The sequence below is a fragment of the Kitasatospora sp. MBT66 genome (assembly GCF_000710405.2).
Classification (GTDB): domain Bacteria; phylum Actinomycetota; class Actinomycetes; order Streptomycetales; family Streptomycetaceae; genus Kitasatospora; species Kitasatospora purpeofusca.
Genome location: NZ_JAIY01000005.1, coordinates 125,040 through 143,873, shown reverse-complemented (window position 1 = coordinate 143,873; position 18,834 = coordinate 125,040). Strand labels below are relative to the sequence as shown.

Sequence of the window (18,834 nt, the reverse complement as noted above, 5' to 3'; positions counted from 1 at the left end):
CCTCGGTCTCCCTCGCCCCTCCTGGGGGCGAGGGCAAGTGCGAAAACCGGGCGTAAGCCCGGCTTTCGCGATAGCTTGCTGCGCCGTAGGGGCCAAGCGGTCAGGCACCGAACTGCGCTACTGGGCAAGCACTTTGGCCAGATCAGGCGGCGATGTCCTCCAGGTCGAGCTTGGCATCGAGAAGCACTCCGAGCCCGTAGTCCATGACCTCGACGGGGCCCTCCAGGACGACCTTGGGCCCGTGGGTGGTCCGGCGGACGAGCCAGCTTCCGTCGCTGGCGGCGGTGGCGGTGCGGACGAGACGCTGCTCCAGGAGGAGGCTCATCAGGGCATCGGGCGTGGTCTTCGGCGTGGTGGTGCGGGTCATGGGCGTTTCCTCGGAAGCGAGTTGGGCGTGGGGTGGGGTCGCTGTGCGACGGAGTGCGATGGGCGTGTGGTGCCGGTTGGGGGAGTCGGCGGAGGCTTGGCGTCGGTGTCCTCGATCATCTGCAGCAACTTGCCCATCCGCTCGTTGCTGATGGAGTAGCCCTGCTCGCGGAGCCCGGCGGCCACGACCTCCCGGTTGGTGCGGCCGGCCCGCGCGGCGGCCTGCCTGGCGACAGGGACCAGCACCTCGAGCTTCACCCGCGCCCGTCCGGTTGCCGGTAGCGGACCGGACGAGCCCGACACGGGCACCGGACCAGACAGCAGCACCGGACCGGACGGACCCGACCCCAGCACCGGACCGGCGACCGGACCGGACGGACCGGGCACGGGTACCGGACCGGGTGCCGGACCGGACGAGCCCGGCACGGGTACCGGACCGGACGGACCCGACCCCAGCACCGGACCGGCGACCGGACCGGACGAGCCGGGCACGGGTACCGGACCGGGTGCCGGACCGGGTGCCGGACCGGACGGACCGGACGGACCGGACGGACCGGACGGACCGGACGGACCGGACGCGGGTACCGGACCGGACGGACCCGACCCCAGCACCGGACCGGCGACCGGACCGGACGGACCGGACGCGGGTACCGGACCGGACGGACCCGACCCCAGCACCGGACCGGCGACCGGACCGGACGGACCCGACCCCAGCACCGGACCGGCGACCGGACCGGACGAACCCGACCCCAGCACCGGACCGGCGACCGGACCGGACGGACCGGACGCGGGTACCGGACCGGACGGACTGCTGATCAGCCGAAGGTGCGGTTGTTCGGCGATGGCCGGAGCGTGATCGAGTTCCTGAACTTCGGGGCGGGTACGGCGGAAGCGGTTTCGCCACCAGGACCGGACCGTGGTCGGCTCGTCAGGGTCACTCTGGTCGGTTCGAGCTGCCCCGTTCTTCTCGGTCTCCGCGTCAGCCGTCTCGTTGGCCTGCGCGGCGGAGGAGGTATGCCGCGACATGACGATGTACAGGTGGGTGGCGCCGCCGAGGACCAGCGGGGCGATGGTGCTGAGCGCGCCGACCGCGGTGTTGTTCAGGTGGAATCCCTGGCCGGTCGTCGTCTCGTTCAGACGGACGGCGTGGGTCCAGTTGGCCCAGACGCTGGTGGCTGTGGCTCCGCCGAACACCGACCAGGTGTAGGCGCGGGCCCGCAGCGGCGCTTCCTTCAGCACAACCAGCGCCCGCACGCCGTACGCGATGAACCCGTCGATCGCGACCGGGAAGAGGTAGCTCAGTTCGGGTCGGACGTGCATGGCGACGGCCATCTGCTGCAGTGCGTCGTAGCTCAGGGTTCCGCCGACCGCGCCCATCACGCCGATCGCGGCCTTGTCCCATCGGGACATCCGACTCGGCTCGCTGGTCTCACTCACGCCGCCACCGCCGTAGCCTCCGGGCTGAACGCGCCGGCGATGCGCTGCTCGCGCCGGAGCAGGAAAGGCTGTGCGTCGAACTGGGCGCGGGCCTCGCGTACTCGGGTCAAGGCGCGCTTGCGGCCGATGCCGAGCACTGGGGCCCAGATCCGCAGGTCGAGGTCGAGGATGGCGGCGACCACGCAGACGCTGTGCTTCTCCTGCCGGGAGAGGTGGACCGGGCGGCCGTTGAGAGCTGCGACGACGCGGTCCTCCTCCCAGCGGCCGACGGTGCTGAGGCGGTGCAGCACGATCCGCTCGCTCTCGACGAGGCCGCCGCGGATCCCGTAGCGGTCGTTGGTCTCCAGTGCTTCGGTGAGGCACTCGTCGCTGACGGGGCAGTTGCCGCACAGGGCCTTGGCGGCCCGGGTCTCCTCGGCCTGGTCGGGCAGGGGGTAAAAGCGGTCAGGGGTGTTGGTGCCGGCGCAGGCGGCGCGCTGCACCCAGGTGTGGTCGCGGCGGGTGGCGATCGAGGTGATGGTGGACACGGGGTTGGGTCTCCGGGTGGGTCCGCGGGCGGGGCGCGGAGGTTCGGGGGCGGGTCGGCGCGACCGGGGGCGGTCGCGCCGGCCTGTCGGTGGCTAGCGCGGGCGGGTGCCGGAGAGACGGGGCGCCATCTCTCTGGCCAGCGTTCTGATCCGCCGGTCGACCGCCGGGCTCGTCCTGGAGTCCGCGGGTGCGCTCGGGCGGCTGGCCTGGAGCTGGGCCAGGGCCCGCAGGTAGCCGGGCGAGGCGTCCTCCCGGGTCTTGATCTTGGGTTCCGGCGCGGGGGCTGCGTTGCGGGCGGTCGGTCGGGTTTCCGCTGCGGCGTGGGCCCGGTGGGTGCCCAGCACTCGGATGCTGCGCAGGATCGTTTCTCCGTTGGCCTGGTTGAGCGTTGCGACGAGCGCAGGGGCGAGGGTGCGGACGTGCGTCGCGTACGCCGGGGACTCGGCGCGGACGTCAAGGCGGCCCGTCTGGTGGTCGAAGCTCACTGCGGTGACGTGGTCGGCGAGTTCGCCGACGGCGGCCGGCCACAGGTCGAGCAGCCCGCCGCCGGCCAGCGGCTCCTGCCAGGCGTGCTGGACCATGAGGTCGGACAGGGCCGCGCCGAGGCCCACCGGGTCGACCCGGCCGCGCCGGGGCCCGGCCGTCGACCCGGCGGTCCGGGTCTTCACCATGCCGTCGGGGCGCTTGGCGGCGTCGGCGCGGGCTCGCCGGAGGGCGAGCCGGGCGAGGTCGATCCCGGTAGCGGGCTGGTGGTCGTTCATCGTGCTGCTCCTGTTCGGAGGTGGCTGGAGGTGGCGCGGAGGCGGAGGACACGCGAGACGAGGTCGGGCCCGTAGATCTGCTCCGCCTGCTCCCGGCCGGCGATGGCCAGGGCGGAGGTGACCAGGGCGGGTCTGCCGCTGAGGTACTGGCGCCACGCCGTGGTGCGGGCTTCGCGGTGTTCCTCGCTGGTGGGCTGCTCGTCGAGGACGGCCAGCGACGGGCGGCCGGTCTCCCGTGCTCTCGCCCAGGCGTTCCGGAAGAGGCTCTGGACCGCGGAGCTGCGCGGCGCCTGCCAGGTGCCGGCCCACTCGGCGTGCCGATCCCGAGCCGCCTGCGGCGAGTCGCGCCACCAGGCGACGATCGCCTCGCGCTTGGCCTCGGTGTCGTACAGCAGCTCGGCTCCGGCCAGGCGGGCGGTGAGGAATCCGACCGGGCGGTGGATCCGGGTAGCCGGGGTCCGCTGAGCGAGTACGGCGATGACCTGGTGGGCGGTCCACCCGGCGTCGGCGAGGTGGCGCACGGCCCAGGCGACCCGCGGCACCGGGCTGCCGCTGAGCCAGGAGACCTGGCGGACGAGTTCGAGTCCGAGCTGGTGGCGGCGACCAACCTGGTTCAGCCGCCGACGGCCCTTCCGTTCCCCCTGGTGCTGCTGGTCGTTCCCGTTCGCGATGTCGTTCTCAGAGGGATTGTTGGTAGGTGCTGCAGGAGAAGACGTGACAGCACCGACCCCCATTGGGGTGCAACGAGGGGAGGTTGACGAGGAGCGGTTGCCGGCCTTTCCGGGGCTGCGCCGCTTGGTTCGGCGAACCGTTCGGCGGGCCTTCTTGCCCAGCTGCGCGAGGGCGTGGCGGCCTTCGTCCGAGGCGACGCCGACGACCTTGCGGATGAAGGTCTCGGACTCGGCGGTCCGCAGGCCGATGGCCTCGTCGAACCGCTGCGGGATGGTGCGGACGAACTCGCTGGCCCGGCCACCCACCTGACGCACGCGGCTGCCCTTGGTGGTGTAGCTGAGCAGGCCGGACTCCCGGAGGATCGACAGGTGGTACTGCACGGTGCGCTCGGAGACCTTCAGCATCCGCACGAGGTAGCCGACGCCGGGTCTGCACGGGGTGAGCTGAGCGAGGAGCTGGGCGATCCGGAGCGTGGTGGGGCCGAACCGCGGGCCGTGGGCGCGGGCCGGGGCGTGCGCCTGGGTGTCGGACGCCCAGTGGACGGCCTGCAGCCAGGTGTAAGTGTCCGGCGCGATGCGGCCGGTGGTGGTCGATATCCACTGGGAAGAATCGGGAACGAGCAGGCCGGAGGCGCTCGTCGTCCTCTCCGTGCTGTGCGCCTCGGCGGCGCGGTCGGGCAGGGGGATGCTGGGCACGGAAGTCCTCGCTGGGCATGGCGGCCAGCGCCCGGGACGGCCGGGGCGCGGCGGCGAGTGCGGGCGGCTGTGCGCGGTGGAGGCTCTCCTGCGGCGTCACCGGCAGGGGCTGTCTCGCTCGGGAGGGGCAGCCGGGGGCTCTCACGGCGCGGGCCGGAGCAGGGTTGATCAGCCGACGTCGCGGCGGCGGTGGGCCTGCGGGTCGGAGACGGTCGGGCTGTGTCGGGGGGACTTCCCGGTCAGGCGGCCACGGCGGCCGTGTCGGTGACGGCCACTGCCGTCAGGCGGCCGGTGACGAGGTCGAGCTCGTGGGCGTGGTCGGGATCCAGGCCGGGGAAGCACTGGACGATCCACCGGGCTGCGGCCTGCCGGTAGGCGAGGGGCTGCGGAACCGCTTGGCCCTCGGCGTCGAACGCGCTGGCGGTGCGGGGGAAGCCGCCGGTACCGGCGTCCAGCCGCACGACGGCGGCGCGCGGCTCGAGGAGGCCGGCGAGGATCTCAACGAAGGCGGCCGGGGCGGTGGCGATCTCGGTGGCGGCCGGTCGCGACGGCGACCCGGCTGTACCCGCAAGGATGGGCATGGGAGACTCCTGGGCGGTGGAGCAGACCGGCCGCGTGGTGGAACAGGCTGGCCGAGCTGCTTCGGACGTGATCCGCGCCCTCGGCGGGTGGCATCAAGGAGCTGCAATCTCCGGACGCCCGCCGAGGACGGCCCGCGGACTCGGTCCCGGCAGCAATCTGCTGCCGGTTCCCCCTGCCGCCCACCTCGTCCAGGGCGAAGCGAAACACCCCCTGACCAGGCAATCGACAGTTAACTGTCCACCGGGTGCGATCAACGTACACCAAAATACCGGCCAGGGGGACAGCTAACTGTCGATCGAGATGTGCACTTGAGCACCATCGGGCACTAAAGTGTCCGCGTGGGACGATCTGACACGAGGGAGCGCCGATGAACGAGGCCGCGAGAGAGGGTGCGACGCGGATCGCCGGCATCTTCAACTACCTGCTGGAGCACCGCCACCCCCGGGAGCGGGGGCCCTACTCGATCCCCGAGGTCGCCAAGGGCACGGGCGTCAGCGAGAGCACCCTCAAGCAGATGAAGTCCGGCTCCAACGACAACCCCAAGATCAACACCCTGGTCATGGTCGCGAGGTTCTTCGACGTGCCGCCGGACATCTGGGTGACCGACAAGCCCCTCGACGAGGTGCTGGTCGACCGCGACCTCCACAACGCCATGCGGGATGCCGGCATCGAGTCGATCGCCCTGCGCAGCAAGGACCTGACCCCGGAGAACCGCAAGCTCGTCGCCGACATGATCACCGTCGCGCGCAAGTCCCAGGGGCTGGACCCCGAGGAGCCCGGCACGCCCTGAGCGTCCGGGCCCGCCGGGTCCTTTATTTTTCAACCTCATCTATGCGCATAGACTCGCCCGGCGAGTCTGTGCGCATTTCGGCTTTCGGGGCACGCCGTCCCGGGGCGCGGACGAAATGGGGGTGGATACGAGACTGAGACGCAGATCACGAGGCCATTTTGACGTGGGCACGTTGACTCACTTTCGGTGATGAACTAACGCCCCGTCACCCAATCCCGCCCCATGGTCTCGCGCATCCCAGGTGGTTGCATCATGCACACCGGCACTTTCTGTCACGACCTGAAACAAAGTCGCAGAGGCCCTCCCGGCCCCCCTCTGTCGCGTGGAGATCATTAACGAGAACGATCTTCATGGATATGCATACGATCGCCTCTGTCACGACCACGGTGCAGGCCGTCGCCATGAGCACGGACTCACCCAAGATCATTCCAGGAGGGGATTGTGCATGCGGCCTGCGAGGACCGCCTCGGCGACCTTCTCCCGCTCCTGCCTCATCGCTTCAGCGAGGAGGAGCTGGTCCAGGCGGTCTCCACGCTGATCGGCCGCCCGATCTACGTCGAAGCGCGTGACATGAAGGGGAATTTCGCCTGCGGCCTCCGTGAGAGGTATTCGGACCGCGAGGTCATCTCCTTCGAGATAAACACGTCACCGCTTCACCGAAGCCAGATCGTCTGCCACGAGCTGGCCCATATCCTCTGCGGGCACAAGGGCTCGATCCGTTATTCCGATATCCCCTCGGATGACGAATTGGCCGACATGATCGACTGGTCGGTTCTCGGCATTTCTGCCCGCACGTCCTACGAGGAGCAGGACGAGCAGGAGGCCGAGCTGATGGCCAGCCTCATCGTCCAGCGGATGTACCGCGCCACCGTGATGCCCGCGAAGCGTCCCACCGCCGCAGACGAGCGGTGGAACGCGATGTTCACCTGACCTGACCCCGAAAGAGCCGCCAGCCATGATCCGCCTCATTACGCTCGGGCTCCCCGCCCTCCTTGTGGCAGCCGCCCTGTTCTGGATTCGCCCGCGCCGAGACGGCCAGGCACGGCCGGCTCATTCCGGCAGCACGATCACGATGCTGCTGGCCTGGGCCGTCGCCATCGTGGGCTTCCACCCCGGCGTGCAGGACGCTGCGGACGACGTCACCCGCGACCTCGCGAAGCTGGTCAGCAACGTATTGATGCTCGTCGCGAGCGTCAGCGTCGTCTCGTGGCTCATGTTCCTCAACCACGAGCAGGCCGAGGCCCGCAGAAGGCTCCGGCCCCGACTTGCCTTCCTCGGTGCGGCGGTCACCGTGATGACTGTCGCCTTCTTCGCGGTCCCCGCAGACCGCCGTTGGAGCAGCGAGTTCACGAACACCCACTGGGGCCAGGCCCCCATCCTTCTCCACGTCTACACCCTCGCCTACGTGCTGGTGATGGGGCACGCCACCTACGACTGCCTCGCCCAGACCTGGCGTCGCAGCAGCCAGTCGCCCTGGCGGGTCCACCGTGCAGGGCTTCGCGGAGCGGCGATCGGCTGCTTCTTCGTCCTGCTCTACCTGGCCTACAAGGTCGTCAACGCCGGCGCGTCCATCGCCGGGGTCGAGCTGTTCCCCGGCGGCCCTCGCTGCACGACGCTCGTCACGCCGTTCCGCTGCAGTTTCAGCTTCACCGCGCCGCTGCTGGGCGTGCTGCTGATCACCGCCGGCCTCACGGTCCCGGCCCTGCTGTGGCCGGCCGCCAAACTGCTGCGCCGTCGGTGGGAGCGAAAGACCGCCCAGGACCTCCTGCCGCTGTGGACGGACGTGACCGCGGTTCGCCCGCAGGTCGTCCTGCGTGCCGTCGTCATCGAGACCGACCCGGACGTCGTTCTGCACCGCAGGGTGGTGGAGGTCTGCGACGGCATCCTCGACCTGGACAACCATCGCTCCCGCGCCATCCAGCGCATGGCCACGGAGGCCGTCGAACGCCGAGGGCAGGCCGGCACCGCGACCGGCGCCGCCATCGTCGAAGCGGCCGTCGTCGCCGCAGCGATCGAGGCGGCCCGCACCGGTGCCCGGGACCAGGACGACCCCGCTCCCCAGGCCACCGGCGAGTCCGCCCGCGCGGGAGACCTCCGCGCCGAGGCCCTCTGGCTACGCTCGGTCTCCCAGCAGTACGCGACCAACGACATCGTCCGCACCGCTGTAGCCGTCCAGCGGCAAGCAGCACCCACTGCGACTGCGGCATAGGAATCGACATGGCCTCCTCGCCCTTCACCGACCCGGCGTTCTACGCCGACCGCTATCCCACCTACACCGCTCTGCGGACGAAGTCCCCGGTCCTGCAGGCGTCGCTGGACGGCGGCGCCTCCACCATGGCCGTCGTCACCGGCTACGACGAGGCCCGGCAGGCGTTCACCGCTCCGCTGTCCAAGGACGCCGGCGCCTACTTCGCGGACAAGCCCTCCGGCCGCTCACTCCACCCGGCCGTCGCCCGCACCATGCTCACCGTCGACCCACCCGAGCACACCCGGCTGCGGCGGCTGGTGACCAAGGCGTTCACCCCAGCCCAGATCGACGGACTCCGCCCCTACATCCGCGCCTTGGCCGAGCAGCTGATCGGGATGTGGGAGCCCGGCACCGAGGTCGACCTCGTCGAGGACCTGGCCGGCCCGCTGCCGGTCACCGTCATCTGCCAGCTCCTCGGTGTGCCGACGGTCGACCGGTCGTTGATCCGCTCCTGGTCGACCGACCTCTTCGCCACCGGCGACCACTCCCGTATCGACGCGGCCTCCCACGCCCTGGCCGGCTACATGGCCGAGCTGATCACCACCAAGCGCGCCCACCCGGACCGCTCGCTGCTCTCCGTCCTGATCGCGGTCCACGACCAGGACGAGGACCGGCTGAGCGAGGACGAGCTGCTCTCGCTCGCCGTGCTGCTCCTGGTCGCCGGCCACGAGACCACCACCGCGGCGATCGGCAACGCCATGCTGGCGCTGCTCCATCACCCCGCCGATCTGGATCACCTGCGCACGAGCCCGCACTGCATCGCCGGTGCCGTCGACGAGCTGCTCCGGTACGACTCCCCGGTCAGCATCGCAACGTGGCGCTGGGCTCCCGACGAGGTGGACCTCGCCGGAACCACGGTGCCCGCCGGCAGCCCGGTCTTCGTCTGCCCGGGCGCGGCCAACCGCGACCCGGCGAAGTTCCCCGACCCCGACCGACTCGACCTCGACCGCCCGAACGCCGCCAGCCACCTCGCCTTCGGCTACGGAATCCACCGCTGCCTCGGCGCACCGCTGGCCAGTGCGGAGGTCGAGATCGTCCTCACGATCCTTCTGCAGCAGTTTCCCGGCCTCCAGCTGGCGGTCCCGACCGACCAGCTCGTCTGGCGGCAGTCCCGGCTGGTCCGCGGCCTCGTCGCCCTGCCGGTGACACTCTAGGCTCGCGCCGTGCGGGGGCGGGAGGATCTCCTCGCCCCCGCACACGTGTCGCACCGGCCCCACACGGGGCCACAAGTATTCACCCAGGTCAGCAAGGGTCACCGGTCTGCTCCGCGCCTGACAACAGGGCCTACGCGGCCTCCCCCGCCCCGGTGGCCATCGCAGCCCGGACCTTGGCCCGCCCCCTGGCCGTCACCCTTGCCCGCGCCTCATCCGGACCGCTCTGGCGGCGAGTTCCCGAGCACGTCGGGCACAGACCCGGCTCCGGCAGCGGATCGCGGCACTCCTCGCACTCAGCAAAGCGTCTGGGTCGCGACGGCGTCGCGCTCAGGCGCTGCGGTGGCGGCATCTTGCGCTCGAGGCGGCTCTGCAGCACCTTGGCCGGCGAGTAGACCACGCTGGGCAGACCGGCCAGCAGCGCCTCGCGCAGCCCCTCCTCGGAGCCGCCTCGGTCCAGCCACGCCCGCACCAGCGGAGCGAGCACCGCCGCCTCGGCCTCGCCGAGCGGCAGTCTGCGCTCGGGTCGGACCGCCCGCAGGAGGACCACAGCCGCCGCCCGGGTGTCCTCGTCGGCCTCCTCCCCGCCGTCGGCGGTCGTTCGGGAGTCGAGTTCGTCCTCCCTCCCTCCCTGCTCCTCCTCGGCCCGCGATCCGCGCGGCTCCTCCGCCTGCGGCTCCTCGGCGACAGGGAGGGAGGGTTCTTTGACCAGGTACTTTCCAAGAAGGGCGTCAGGATCACCGCACTCCGGCTCACCGGACGCCGGTATGTCGGCACCCGGCAGCATCGACCGCTGCGGCACGTCGAAAAGATGGGCCTCGGACCGGAGTCGGCCGTTCGGCAGCCGTACCACATCCACCCGGTAGTACCCCCACGCCCGAAGCTCGTCGAGCGCGTCCTCAACCGACTTCCGGCCCTGCGGGCTGGAGTCCGCCATCTGCCGGCAGGTCTCCCGCCACTCCTCCGGCCGCGAGATCAGGTCGACGAACAGACCCTTCGCGGTGTACGAGATCGCGCGGTTCTGCGCCAGAGCGTTCGGGATGATCACGAAGCGGGACGGGTGCGGGCTGCGGTGGACGCGCAGGGGGACCTCCTCGTTCCTCGGTCGGGACTGTCCCGACCGGAGGGACGACGGACCATAGCCGCGAACCGTCCGCAAGTGAAGCCAACGCCGAGCGACCTTGATCACACAGAACGACAGTGCGCGCAGCCCGCTCCTCCTGCATCTGCTGCCAGCGGTATAGAGGCGGGCGTACGCAGCGTGCTCCGGGTGATGGCGGTGAGGTCGGTGCGGTTCTCGGGCCCGACAGGGTGGTACGCCTTGGAACCGAGCCACAACGGACAGTGTCCGTTCCACCGTAGGCTGAGGGGTCTCAGTCAACATGTGCGACGCGATGGTCGATGGGAGACGGGCATGGGGCTCAACGAGCAGGGCGGACCGCTGCGGTTGGTTGTGACTGGCGGCGGCACGGGCGGGCACACCTACCCGGCGCTGACCGCAGTGCAAACGTTGCAGGGCCGGCTCGCGGCACAGGGTCGAACGGTGGAGGTGCTGTGGATCGGCACCGCTGAGGGGCTGGAGGCCCGAGTCGCTCCGGCGGAGGGCATCCGGTTCGCACCGGTCGCCACCGGCAAGGTCCGGCGCTCCTCGAACCCGTTGAAGATGATCTCCCCGGCGAACGTGCGGGACATGGGCCGGGTGCCGCTGGGCGCGGCGCAGGCCCGGTCGCTGATCACGGAGTTCGGACCGGACGTGGTGTTGGCGACGGGTGGGTACGTGGCGGTGCCGGTCGGGCTGGCGGCGCGCTCGTGCGGGGTGCCGCTGGTGGTGCACGAGCAGACGGTGCGACTCGGGCTTGCGAACAAGGTGCTGGCCCGGGCGGCGACCCGGGTCGCGGTGTCCTCGGAGTCGACGCTGCCGCTGCTGCCGGAGTCCGCGCGCCGCACCGCAGTGATGACCGGGAACCCGGTGCGCCCGGCGGTACTCACCGGGCAGGCCGACAAGGCGGTGACCGCCCTGGGCCTGGACGGCTTCGACCGGTCGCTGCCGACGGTGTACGTCACCGGCGGCGCGCAGGGCTCGGTGCAGATCAACACCCTGGTGTCGGCGGTCCTGCCGTGGCTGCTGGAGCACGCGAATGTCGTCCACCAGTGCGGCCCGGCCAACGAGGCGGCACTGCGCGGCCCGGTTGAGGCGCTGCCGTCGCACCTGGCCGCTCGATACCTGCTGACCGGCTACATGGGGGCGGAGCTGCCGGACGTGCTGGCGCTGGCGGACGTCGTAGTCAGCCGTAGCGGCGCCGGGACGCTCGCGGAGCTGACCGCGCTCGGCAAGGCCGCAGTGTTCATCCCGCTGCCCACCTCGGCGGGCAACGAGCAGGCCCACAATGCCGTCCACCTTCAGGACGCCGGCGCGGCCGTCGCGTTGATCGGCGACGTCACGGCGGAGGGCCTGCGGGAGGCGCTGGACCCGCTGCTCGCCGACCCGGCGCGGCGCGGGGCGATGGCGGCGCGTTCCCGCGAGCACGGCCGCCCGGACGCGGCCCAGCGCCTGGTCGACGTGGTGCTCGACGCCGCCAGCCCCTGAACCGGACCGGCCCCGGTGGCCGACCCCGTTCGAGGTCGGCCACCGGGGCCGGTCGGTGCGGGTCAGCGAAGGTGGAGTACGGCTCCCGCTTCGATGAGCAGGGCGCAGGCGGCGAATTCAGCGGCGGGGCGGCCCATCGGGTCGGGGACGTCGCGGTCGTCGTGGTCGAGGTACATCCGGCTGCCGAGGTCGCAGTCGCCACCACCGCACACCTGGCCGACCGCCTCGGCCTGCCAGCCAGCCCTATCGACCACCCGCGCGCGCTGCGCGGCCTGCTCGCCGACCACGTCATGGAGGGGTCATGACCATGCAGTCGCTGCCCGCATCCGAGTGCCTCGACGCCGACATGGTCGACGCCCTCTGGCTCGCCGACCTCGTCATCGGGCGCGCCGGCGCCACCACACTCGCGGAGCCGGAGGCACTCTCCAAGCCAGCCGTCCTCGTCCCGCTGCCAGCCTCCGTAAGCGGCGGCGACCAGCTCGACAACGCGAAGGCGTACGCACGACGTGCCACCTGCGTTGTCGTCGCGGACGAGGAGATGGCGACGGGAAGCCCCTCCTTCGCGCCTGCGAGCAACTGCTGCCCGCGTTGTGAGGCACCCGACGTCACCCCGACCCCGAAGCCGTCCGCCACACCGCGCGGAACATCGCCACCAGGACGATTGCCCTCTCCCGCCCGCGGCGGCCGTCACGCCCGCTGAGCCACCCGCGGGCGGCCTAGGCCAGGCCCTCCGGAAGGTTGCCGCGGAACAGCACGTGCCAGTGCATGTGCTTCGACTCCTGGTACGCGCCCTCGTTCGTCACGACGCACGCCGCGCCGTACTCCTCGCGCACCCGCGCCACGACCTTCCGGACCACCCGGAGAACGTCGGCGAGATCTTCCTCGGTGCCGTCGCCGAGGTCCGCCAGCGACGGGATGTGCTTCCTCGGGACGACCACGATGTGCACCGGGTAGGACGGCCTGGTGTGCTCGAACGCCAGCACCGTGTCGGTCTCCTCCACCACCTTCACCGGCGTACGGCCGTTCAATGCCTCGTTGCAGTAAAAGTCCGAAACCGTCACCGGGGCCTCTGAAGTCGTCACGGTGCACCTGTCCTTGGTTCTGCGGCGAACCCGGGCAGGAAGTGCTCGCGGCACCGCAGTCATTGAAGTTGACCAACCAGCGACCCAGAGTACAGCCGTGTGCTGACGATCACTCACATCGGTTAATTAGCAGGACAATCATAAGACTCTGGCCGTGGGTTGAGAACGCTGCTGCTGACCTCGCGGCTGCGCTCCTCCGCGGTGCTGGTGACGCGCCAGCAGAGAAGCGCTTACTCAAGCGTTGGCCAGCCATAGACCCTTGTACTGGATCTTGGGGTGACGGTGGTCTCTTGTGGTGGTACCGGCCGGGGTGTAGCCGCAGGACCGCAGCAGGTCCGCCGTTGTGACTTGGTCTCGTTCCTCGTTGTAGACGCCGATGATCAATCGGCCGCCCGGGGCGACGACATAGTCCAGCAGATGGGTCACGTACGCTCCACGCAGGTCCGGTGGCACGTAGTCCACGCCGGTGCGGACGGCATCGAAGCGGTGTGGAGGCTTCCAGCCCATCGCGTTGGCGGTCCAGATTCGACGCGCCCACTTCGGGCAGCGGGTTCGGGCGAGGTCGGCAAGGGCAGTGGAGATCTCTACCCCGTAGGGCTCGATGATGATCCCGGCTTCGGCCGCCCAGTCGGTCAGGCTCTCCATCAGGTGGCCGTTGGCACATCCGATGTCGAGGAACGTCCCACCGTGGGGCGGGAGCAGGTCGACGAGCAGGCTGCGGGCTTCTCGCCAGCGGGTCTCGTCGCCGCTGTGGCCGGACTGGGCCCGCGGGTTGTCGCCGTTGAGGTAGGCCGGTTCGATGACGCCCAAGACGGCGGCGTGCCACTCGGTGGCCGTGATCTCGCCCGCCTGGTACGCGTCGTCGATGGGTGCCAGATCGCTCCAGCCTCGCTCCTTCGCGCTCGCGATGTCCTCGGCGTCGTGGCCGACCGGACGGAGCGTGGTGGGGTCCATGCGTACTCTTTCCCTATTTGCTGACGTTGGCGCCTTGCAGGCAGGGTGACGTTCAGTCCCCTTGAAGAGCGAAGATCAGCCGCGCAGCCTCCCGGTGCGCCGGCCCCATTCGCGGGTCGTTCGGACCGGCGCGTGGTCCGACGATCTTCGCCAGCACGAACAGCTGTATCACCATCCCGTCGCTGCTCTCGAGGTCTGCCTGGCGCTCCCTGCGTACCCGGTCCGCGAGCGCCGGTAGGGCGAGGGAGGCGACGTACAGCGACGCCGAGTCGAGTCCGCGTGGCGCCATTCCCCAGTCTTCCCAGTCGAACATGCAGAACTCACCAGGGCCGGTGACGTTCGCCCATTTCAGGTCGGTGTGAGCAGGACACCAGTGCTTCACCCGAGTTTCGTGCGCTCCGGGGAAGGCGGCCTTGATTGTGTCGTCGACCAGCTGCTGCGTAATCCGTTCGGTGTCCGGGGCCGCCGCCCGAGCCGTTCGCTGAGCGGCCAGCACTGCCAGCGAGGCGTTCAGCGCGCCACCAATCGTCCGGCAGCTCCGGGTCGACGGTCACCACTGCGGCCCCGACCGGGAGCTCAGGCAACAGCGAGGTCTCGTCCACGTGCCAGATCGCCCGGTCGTCCGGGTCCTGCCATGCCGCCGACCCGTACCAGCGTGGCATCGCCACGCTGGCCAACGCCGCTGCGGCTTCGAATCCGCCCCAGCCCTGTTCCCGTGCCCAGGGGCGGCGTTCGACCCGGGTCCAGCTGCCACGGTCGGTGCCGTCTCCGACCGTCCGGCGCTTCCGCACCACGCTGCGCCGGTCCAACCTCATGCCGAGGCGCTGCTCCATCTGGTCCAGGACGTGATCGACGGGCTCCTGCCGGAGGTCCATGGTCTACCGGAGGAGGCCGGCGTCGGTGCCCTGCGGTGGGGTGACACCGGTCAGCTCACGTGCCCGGTCAGCGAGGAGAGGGGCGAGTTCCGGGTAGTACCCGCGGTCAACGGCCTGGAGCATCTCCGCAATTGCGATGAGCTGACCCACGCGTCCGGCAGGGGTGTCGAGGATGTCGACAAACTCCGTGCGGATACGGTCCGCAACCTCGGGCACGAGGAGGCTGCTGACCCACAGGACCGCAGGGTCGTAGCCGACCGGCACCAGGCCCCAGCGTTCCCAGTCGAGGATCTTGAGCGGCCGGGCGGTCAGGTTGGCCCACTGGAGATCACCGTGCCCGGTCGTCCGCTCGAGCTCGGTTGGAGCCGGGATGCCGAGGTACTTCGGGAAGACCTCTTCGACCCACGCCTCGCGCAGAGTGATCTTCGTGCCCGGTGCTTCTGCGATGCCGGTCAGCGCGTTCCGCAGCGAGCCCCACCAGCCATCGTCCAGGCCAGGGTCATCGCGGAGGTCCGGGGTCGAGGAAACCGCGGAACCTACCAGGTCGAAGACGTCGGCCTGGTAGAACCAGGCGGCCTCCGTCCAGTCAACGGTGTCGTGGAGCCTGGGACGCGGGACGGATGCGGGGACGAGCTGTTCAGCGCCGAGAGCGCCCTGGCCGGTCGGCCGCGGCGCCCTGCGGCGACTGCTTCTGGAGACCCGGAGCCAGACGTCCTCGGCCCGGCGGCCGACAGTGGTTCCGGAGGTGCCGAAGACCGGCGGTCCGGTGCACACCAGGCCGAGGAATCCGGCGGCCTTCTCGTGCGCTGCCGTCAGGCCGTGCCGGGTGTCGTCGTCCGGCTGCAAGGACATCGAGCACCTTCCTGAGTCGGCCGACGGGGACCGGGAGAGCGAGAGCTATCGTTTCATAGTCCCAGTAACTGGCTTATCAGCCACGCGCATTGGCGAGGCGCCTGAAGTGGTTTAGGAGGAACTCCGTACCCGTCAGGCTTGCCAGCACGACGTCAGCCCCCGCGTCCTGCAGCTCCTGGCCGGTATGCGCTCCGGTGGCGACCGCGACGATCTCGGCTCCGTTGCTCAGCGCCGCCTCGACGTCCCGGGGAGTGTCACCAACCAGCACCACAGGAGTTCCGGCGGAAACGCCGTACGCCGTACTCACGCGACGCTGGGCTACAGCCACGAGTTCCTTCCGCTCCGGGTCGTCCGCGCCGTACGCCCCGACAGCCAAGTCCACCAGGCCATCGAGGCCGAACGCTGCCAGCTTCGTCCGGGCGTTGGCCGCGATATTGCCGGTCAGCACGGAGGAGATGAACTGGCTCTCCTCAGCCACCGCCGAAAGCGTCTCGCGTGCGCCAGGCAGCACGTGACCCCGACGTCGGATCTCATCCAGACGCTCGCGCCCTGCGGCCTCCAGCGTGGCCTCCACGATGTCCCAGCCGGGCGACGTCCGACCGTGTCGGCGGAACATCTCGCCCATGATCAGGCGATCGGTGCGCCCCTCGGTCACAGCAGGACTGCTGGGTGGATACCCCGCCACCGCCTCGAAGGCAGCAGCGTAGATCTCCTTGCTCACGCCTGCGTTGTCGATGAGCGTGTGGTCGATATCCCACAGAATGATGAGGGGCATTCGGCAAGCGTAGGCATTGCCGGAGCGCTCCGCCGGCTGCCGTGCGTCCCAGGACGTCCTTGCGAGTCCAGTCGTCCTCCGCTTGGATATCGCCTGTGAACGAGCGACTTCGCTCCGTACTCGCTCAGCGCGGCGTCTCCCCTGAGGGGCTCGCCACCGTCTGCGAGGTGGACCCCAAAACCGTGACCCGCTGGTTAGGCGGACGCGTCCCACACGCGCGCCACCGCTGGAACGTTGCGCACCACCTGCGGGTGGACGAGACGTTCCTGTGGCCTGAGCCGCGGGCCAGGGCCGGCCAAGCCACGGAGCCCCGCGGGCCCGGTCTTGTATCCACCTACCCCGATCGTGCGAGTGTCCCTCGGGAGATGTGGCTGTCCCTCCTGCTGGAGTCCGTGAAGCAGATCGACGTCCTGGTGTTCTCGGGGACGTTCTTCGCCCAGTCGAACCCCCGAATCGCCACGATGCTCGCCCAGCGCGCGGCGGACGGAGTTCAGATCCGGCTCTGCTTCGGCGACCCGCGGGGCCAGGCCGTGATGGTCCGAGGTCGCGAGGAAGGCATCGGAGATGCGCTCGCGGCGAAGGTCCGCGCCTCCCTCACCTACTACCGGCCGTTGCTGGCAACGCCGGGCTGCGAAATCCGGCTGCACGACACCACCCTTTACAACTCGCTGTTCCGGTACGACACGGACCTGCTGGTCAACCCCCACATCTGGGGCCAGCCCGCGAGCGCGAACCCCCTGCTGCACCTTCAGAAAGCACCCGAGCCAGGGTGGTTTGACAGCTACGCTCAGAGCTTCGACGCGGTCTGGAACGGCGCACGGCCGTGGACCGACAACGCAGAGGGGGCCCAGTCGTATGGCCGGGAGGACTGAGTACTACGGCGATCCGGCTGCCCCGGCGGCCAACTCACTGGTACCCGCGAGCAACCTGCTGGTCGAGGACGCGGCCGGCGCTATCCTTCTTCAGCGCCGACGCGACACCGGCCAGTGGGCACTGCCGGGCGGGAAGCAGGACATCGGAGAGTCGGCCGCCGACTGCGCGGTGCGCGAGTGCCTCGAGGAGACCGGCATCGTCGCCGAGATCACCGGCCTCCTCGGGGTCTACTCCAACCCCGCGCACATCGTTGTCTACAGCAGCAACGGCGAAGCCCGCCAGCAGTTCGAGGTCACCTACATCGGTCGGCCCGTCGGCGGTGAGCCGACCGTCAACGACGAGGCCGACGGAGTGCGCTGGGTCCATCCCCGCGACCTGGACGACTACGACGTCCACCCGAGCATGCGCCAGCAGATCGGCGACTACCTCAGCGGCAAGTACCCCTACCTGGGCTGAGCCAGGCCCTTCACAACAGCTGCGAGCAGGGCCTCGGTACGGGCGGCCGCGGCGTGGATTTCAGGCTCAGCTAGCCGGATGAACCGGCCCACGATGCTGTCGTCGCCGTATCGGCCGAGGATCTCGGCGAGACGGGCGGCCGGGGTCGTCAGCTCACCGGTTGGGGTCGTCGTCATGTCGCAGTAGACCAGGGCGTCCACCAGCACCCGGTCCTCGGGCACCGGGAACTCCCGCTCTAGATCGCCTCGAAGCCCTCGCTCCTCGGCCTCCAACAGGGCGAACGAGTGGTTTGCCACCAGCCTGGTCAGGTGCTCGTCCGCTCCGTGGCTGTCGCGCAAGAACCGTGCGCCGTCGAGCGGGTGGAAGCCCGTAGCGGCCAACCGAGGCGCGTAGCCGACGTCATGGAGCACTGCGGCTGCGGCCAACAGGTCGGCGGCGCGGCCGAGGGCTGGAGCCAGACGAGATGCTTGCCGCGCTACCCCTTGGGAGTGCGCCCATCTCTGCGGCAGGCTCACGGCAAGCTCCCGGACCGCAATCTCTTCCGCCCATCCGGACAGCAAGTCATTCACAGTGTCCTCGATTCTTCGCGTGCCAGACCTGGTCGAGCACGTCGGCTGTCGTCGCCCCGTACAAGTGTGGTGTGACACCGGCTTGCGGCGCCCCCGCTGCGAGCGCGGTGCGGGTTCCGGCTCGGCGGCCAGCCTCGATGTCACAGGCGGAGTCGCCGACCATCCAGGACTGAGCCAGGTCGAGGTCAAGGTCGTGGGCGGCTTGGGTAATCATCCCTGGGGCGGGCTTTCGACATGCGCAGATCGTACGAAAATGGGCGACTGAGCCCTCCGGGTGGTGGGGGCAGACGTAGATGCCGTCCAGCCGGACGTTCTCGTGGGCCAGGAGCTCGCCGAGGTGTTCGTGCATCGCGGCCAGGTCATCCTCATTGAACAGCCCACGCGCGAGGCCGCTCTGGTTGGTGACGACGAGCAGGGCGACGCCGTCGTCCTGAAGAGCGCGCAGTGGTGGTCCGATGCCGGGCGAGAGAACGAGGTCGTCAGGATGAGAGGGGTAGTGGCGGGGTTCGGTAAGTGTGCCGTCCCGGTCGAGGAATACTGCATGGCGTCGCGCGGGCGGTCCGCCAGTCTCTCGTTTCACG

General features: G+C 70.1%; 22 protein-coding genes and 1 pseudogene. 8 read left to right on the top strand and 15 right to left on the bottom strand.

What is annotated here, in order from left to right; translation table 11 throughout:
* Positions 1–142: 142 nt before the first annotated feature.
* The 6 genes from BI06_RS11660 to BI06_RS11635 all read right to left on the bottom strand — a co-directional run bounded on the left by BI06_RS11660 (position 143) and on the right by BI06_RS11635 (position 5,040).
* The gene (locus BI06_RS11660; protein WP_033825829.1) at positions 143–367 is read right to left on the bottom strand and encodes a hypothetical protein; all 225 of its coding nucleotides are present in this window, start codon (positions 365–367) and stop codon (positions 143–145) included.
* Positions 364–1,803 carry a DUF2637 domain-containing protein gene (locus BI06_RS55085; RefSeq protein ID WP_233290110.1) on the bottom strand — a complete coding sequence of 480 codons (1,440 nt, stop codon included), beginning with the start codon at positions 1,801–1,803 and terminating at the stop codon, positions 364–366. The genes BI06_RS11660 and BI06_RS55085 overlap by 4 nt, the downstream gene beginning before the upstream one ends.
* A complete protein-coding gene (locus tag BI06_RS11650) occupies positions 1,800–2,330 on the bottom strand; it encodes a WhiB family transcriptional regulator (protein WP_051740789.1) in 531 nt (176 codons plus the stop codon). The genes BI06_RS55085 and BI06_RS11650 overlap by 4 nt, the downstream gene beginning before the upstream one ends.
* Positions 2,331–2,423: 93 nt before the next feature.
* Positions 2,424–3,092, bottom strand: coding sequence for a DciA family protein (locus tag BI06_RS11645; RefSeq protein ID WP_051740787.1), 669 nt, complete (start codon positions 3,090–3,092; stop codon positions 2,424–2,426).
* Positions 3,089–4,459 (bottom strand): helix-turn-helix domain-containing protein, encoded by a 1,371-nt coding sequence (locus tag BI06_RS11640; RefSeq protein WP_051740785.1) that lies wholly within the window; start codon positions 4,457–4,459, stop codon positions 3,089–3,091. The genes BI06_RS11645 and BI06_RS11640 overlap by 4 nt, the downstream gene beginning before the upstream one ends.
* A gap of 239 nt (positions 4,460–4,698) precedes the next feature.
* Positions 4,699–5,040, bottom strand: coding sequence for a hypothetical protein (locus BI06_RS11635; RefSeq protein ID WP_033825827.1), 342 nt, complete (start codon positions 5,038–5,040; stop codon positions 4,699–4,701).
* Positions 5,041–5,408: 368 nt separating this feature from the next.
* On the opposite strand from BI06_RS11635, the gene BI06_RS11630 reads away from it, so the two are divergent.
* The 4 genes from BI06_RS11630 (at position 5,409) to BI06_RS11615 (ending at position 9,233) form a co-directional block, all read left to right on the top strand.
* Positions 5,409–5,831, top strand: a complete 423-nt coding sequence (locus tag BI06_RS11630) for a helix-turn-helix domain-containing protein (RefSeq protein WP_033825826.1) — start codon at positions 5,409–5,411, stop codon at positions 5,829–5,831.
* Between the two features lie 441 nt (positions 5,832–6,272).
* Positions 6,273–6,761, top strand: a complete 489-nt coding sequence (locus BI06_RS11625; protein ID WP_082527248.1) for a hypothetical protein — start codon at positions 6,273–6,275, stop codon at positions 6,759–6,761.
* A 25-nt stretch (positions 6,762–6,786) separates the two neighbouring features.
* Positions 6,787–8,040, top strand: a complete 1,254-nt coding sequence (locus tag BI06_RS11620; RefSeq protein ID WP_149030346.1) for an MAB_1171c family putative transporter — start codon at positions 6,787–6,789, stop codon at positions 8,038–8,040.
* A gap of 8 nt (positions 8,041–8,048) precedes the next feature.
* Positions 8,049–9,233 carry a cytochrome P450 gene (locus BI06_RS11615; protein ID WP_033825824.1) on the top strand — a complete coding sequence of 395 codons (1,185 nt, stop codon included), beginning with the start codon at positions 8,049–8,051 and terminating at the stop codon, positions 9,231–9,233.
* Between the two features lie 130 nt (positions 9,234–9,363).
* Here the strand turns inward: BI06_RS11615 and BI06_RS11610 are convergent, their stop codons facing one another.
* The gene (locus tag BI06_RS11610) at positions 9,364–10,419 is read right to left on the bottom strand and encodes a hypothetical protein (RefSeq protein WP_033825823.1); all 1,056 of its coding nucleotides are present in this window, start codon (positions 10,417–10,419) and stop codon (positions 9,364–9,366) included.
* Positions 10,420–10,644: 225 nt separating this feature from the next.
* Here BI06_RS11610 and BI06_RS11605 point away from each other — a divergent pair, with 225 nt between their 5' ends.
* The gene (locus BI06_RS11605) at positions 10,645–11,817 is read left to right on the top strand and encodes a glycosyltransferase (RefSeq protein WP_033825822.1); all 1,173 of its coding nucleotides are present in this window, start codon (positions 10,645–10,647) and stop codon (positions 11,815–11,817) included.
* Positions 11,818–11,879: 62 nt separating this feature from the next.
* Here BI06_RS11605 and BI06_RS50585 read toward each other — a convergent pair whose 3' ends face one another.
* The gene (locus BI06_RS50585; RefSeq protein ID WP_033825821.1) at positions 11,880–12,104 is read right to left on the bottom strand and encodes a hypothetical protein; all 225 of its coding nucleotides are present in this window, start codon (positions 12,102–12,104) and stop codon (positions 11,880–11,882) included.
* Positions 12,105–12,118: 14 nt separating this feature from the next.
* On the opposite strand from BI06_RS50585, the gene BI06_RS46165 reads away from it, so the two are divergent.
* A complete protein-coding gene (locus tag BI06_RS46165; protein ID WP_082527246.1) occupies positions 12,119–12,517 on the top strand; it encodes a glycosyltransferase in 399 nt (132 codons plus the stop codon).
* Positions 12,518–12,533: 16 nt separating this feature from the next.
* Here BI06_RS46165 and BI06_RS11590 read toward each other — a convergent pair whose 3' ends face one another.
* The 5 genes and pseudogenes from BI06_RS11590 to BI06_RS11570 all read right to left on the bottom strand — a co-directional run bounded on the left by BI06_RS11590 (position 12,534) and on the right by BI06_RS11570 (position 16,355).
* Positions 12,534–12,899 carry an HIT domain-containing protein gene (locus BI06_RS11590; protein WP_233289441.1) on the bottom strand — a complete coding sequence of 122 codons (366 nt, stop codon included), beginning with the start codon at positions 12,897–12,899 and terminating at the stop codon, positions 12,534–12,536.
* Positions 12,900–13,133: 234 nt separating this feature from the next.
* Positions 13,134–13,853 carry a bifunctional 2-polyprenyl-6-hydroxyphenol methylase/3-demethylubiquinol 3-O-methyltransferase UbiG gene (locus BI06_RS11585; RefSeq protein WP_051740781.1) on the bottom strand — a complete coding sequence of 240 codons (720 nt, stop codon included), beginning with the start codon at positions 13,851–13,853 and terminating at the stop codon, positions 13,134–13,136.
* A 52-nt stretch (positions 13,854–13,905) separates the two neighbouring features.
* Positions 13,906–14,728 (bottom strand): annotated as a pseudogene (locus BI06_RS52350) (hypothetical protein).
* A gap of 3 nt (positions 14,729–14,731) precedes the next feature.
* Complete coding sequence (locus BI06_RS11575; protein ID WP_033825818.1) at positions 14,732–15,580, bottom strand: hypothetical protein; 849 nt, start codon at positions 15,578–15,580, stop codon at positions 14,732–14,734.
* Between the two features lie 76 nt (positions 15,581–15,656).
* The gene (locus tag BI06_RS11570) at positions 15,657–16,355 is read right to left on the bottom strand and encodes an HAD family hydrolase (RefSeq protein WP_033825817.1); all 699 of its coding nucleotides are present in this window, start codon (positions 16,353–16,355) and stop codon (positions 15,657–15,659) included.
* Positions 16,356–16,450: 95 nt separating this feature from the next.
* Between BI06_RS11570 and BI06_RS11565 the strand changes: the two genes are divergently transcribed.
* Positions 16,451–17,227, top strand: a complete 777-nt coding sequence (locus BI06_RS11565; RefSeq protein ID WP_033825816.1) for a transcriptional regulator — start codon at positions 16,451–16,453, stop codon at positions 17,225–17,227.
* Positions 17,211–17,684: an NUDIX hydrolase gene (locus BI06_RS11560; RefSeq protein ID WP_033825815.1), complete on the top strand. Its 474-nt coding sequence runs from the start codon at positions 17,211–17,213 to the stop codon at positions 17,682–17,684. Before BI06_RS11565 ends, BI06_RS11560 begins: the two co-directional genes overlap by 17 nt.
* Here the strand turns inward: BI06_RS11560 and BI06_RS11555 are convergent.
* Complete coding sequence (locus BI06_RS11555) at positions 17,672–18,253, bottom strand: HD domain-containing protein (protein WP_033825814.1); 582 nt, start codon at positions 18,251–18,253, stop codon at positions 17,672–17,674. The two genes, BI06_RS11560 and BI06_RS11555, sit on opposite strands and share 13 nt — an antisense overlap.
* Positions 18,246–18,833, bottom strand: coding sequence for an HAD-IIIA family hydrolase (locus tag BI06_RS46160; protein ID WP_082527244.1), 588 nt, complete (start codon positions 18,831–18,833; stop codon positions 18,246–18,248). The genes BI06_RS11555 and BI06_RS46160 overlap by 8 nt, the downstream gene beginning before the upstream one ends.
* Between the last annotated feature and the right edge of the window lies 1 nt (position 18,834).

Excerpts from the sequence above, each read along its gene's own strand:
- BI06_RS11605 (WP_033825822.1), top strand. The coding sequence starts at position 10,645 with ATGGGGCTCAACGAGCAGGGCGGACCGCTGCGGTTGGTTGTGACTGGC.
- BI06_RS11620 (WP_149030346.1), top strand. The coding sequence starts at position 6,787 with ATGATCCGCCTCATTACGCTCGGGCTCCCCGCCCTCCTTGTGGCAGCC.
- BI06_RS11575 (WP_033825818.1), bottom strand. The coding sequence starts at position 15,580 with ATGTCCTTGCAGCCGGACGACGACACCCGGCACGGCCTGACGGCAGCG.
- BI06_RS11660 (WP_033825829.1), bottom strand. The coding sequence starts at position 367 with ATGACCCGCACCACCACGCCGAAGACCACGCCCGATGCCCTGATGAGC.
- BI06_RS11615 (WP_033825824.1), top strand. The coding sequence starts at position 8,049 with ATGGCCTCCTCGCCCTTCACCGACCCGGCGTTCTACGCCGACCGCTAT.
- BI06_RS46165 (WP_082527246.1), top strand. The coding sequence starts at position 12,119 with ATGACCATGCAGTCGCTGCCCGCATCCGAGTGCCTCGACGCCGACATG.
- BI06_RS11630 (WP_033825826.1), top strand. The coding sequence starts at position 5,409 with ATGAACGAGGCCGCGAGAGAGGGTGCGACGCGGATCGCCGGCATCTTC.
- BI06_RS11645 (WP_051740787.1), bottom strand. The coding sequence starts at position 3,092 with ATGAACGACCACCAGCCCGCTACCGGGATCGACCTCGCCCGGCTCGCC.
- BI06_RS11560 (WP_033825815.1), top strand. The coding sequence starts at position 17,211 with ATGGCCGGGAGGACTGAGTACTACGGCGATCCGGCTGCCCCGGCGGCC.
- BI06_RS11585 (WP_051740781.1), bottom strand. The coding sequence starts at position 13,853 with ATGGACCCCACCACGCTCCGTCCGGTCGGCCACGACGCCGAGGACATC.
- BI06_RS11635 (WP_033825827.1), bottom strand. The coding sequence starts at position 5,040 with ATGCCCATCCTTGCGGGTACAGCCGGGTCGCCGTCGCGACCGGCCGCC.
- BI06_RS11570 (WP_033825817.1), bottom strand. The coding sequence starts at position 16,355 with ATGCCCCTCATCATTCTGTGGGATATCGACCACACGCTCATCGACAAC.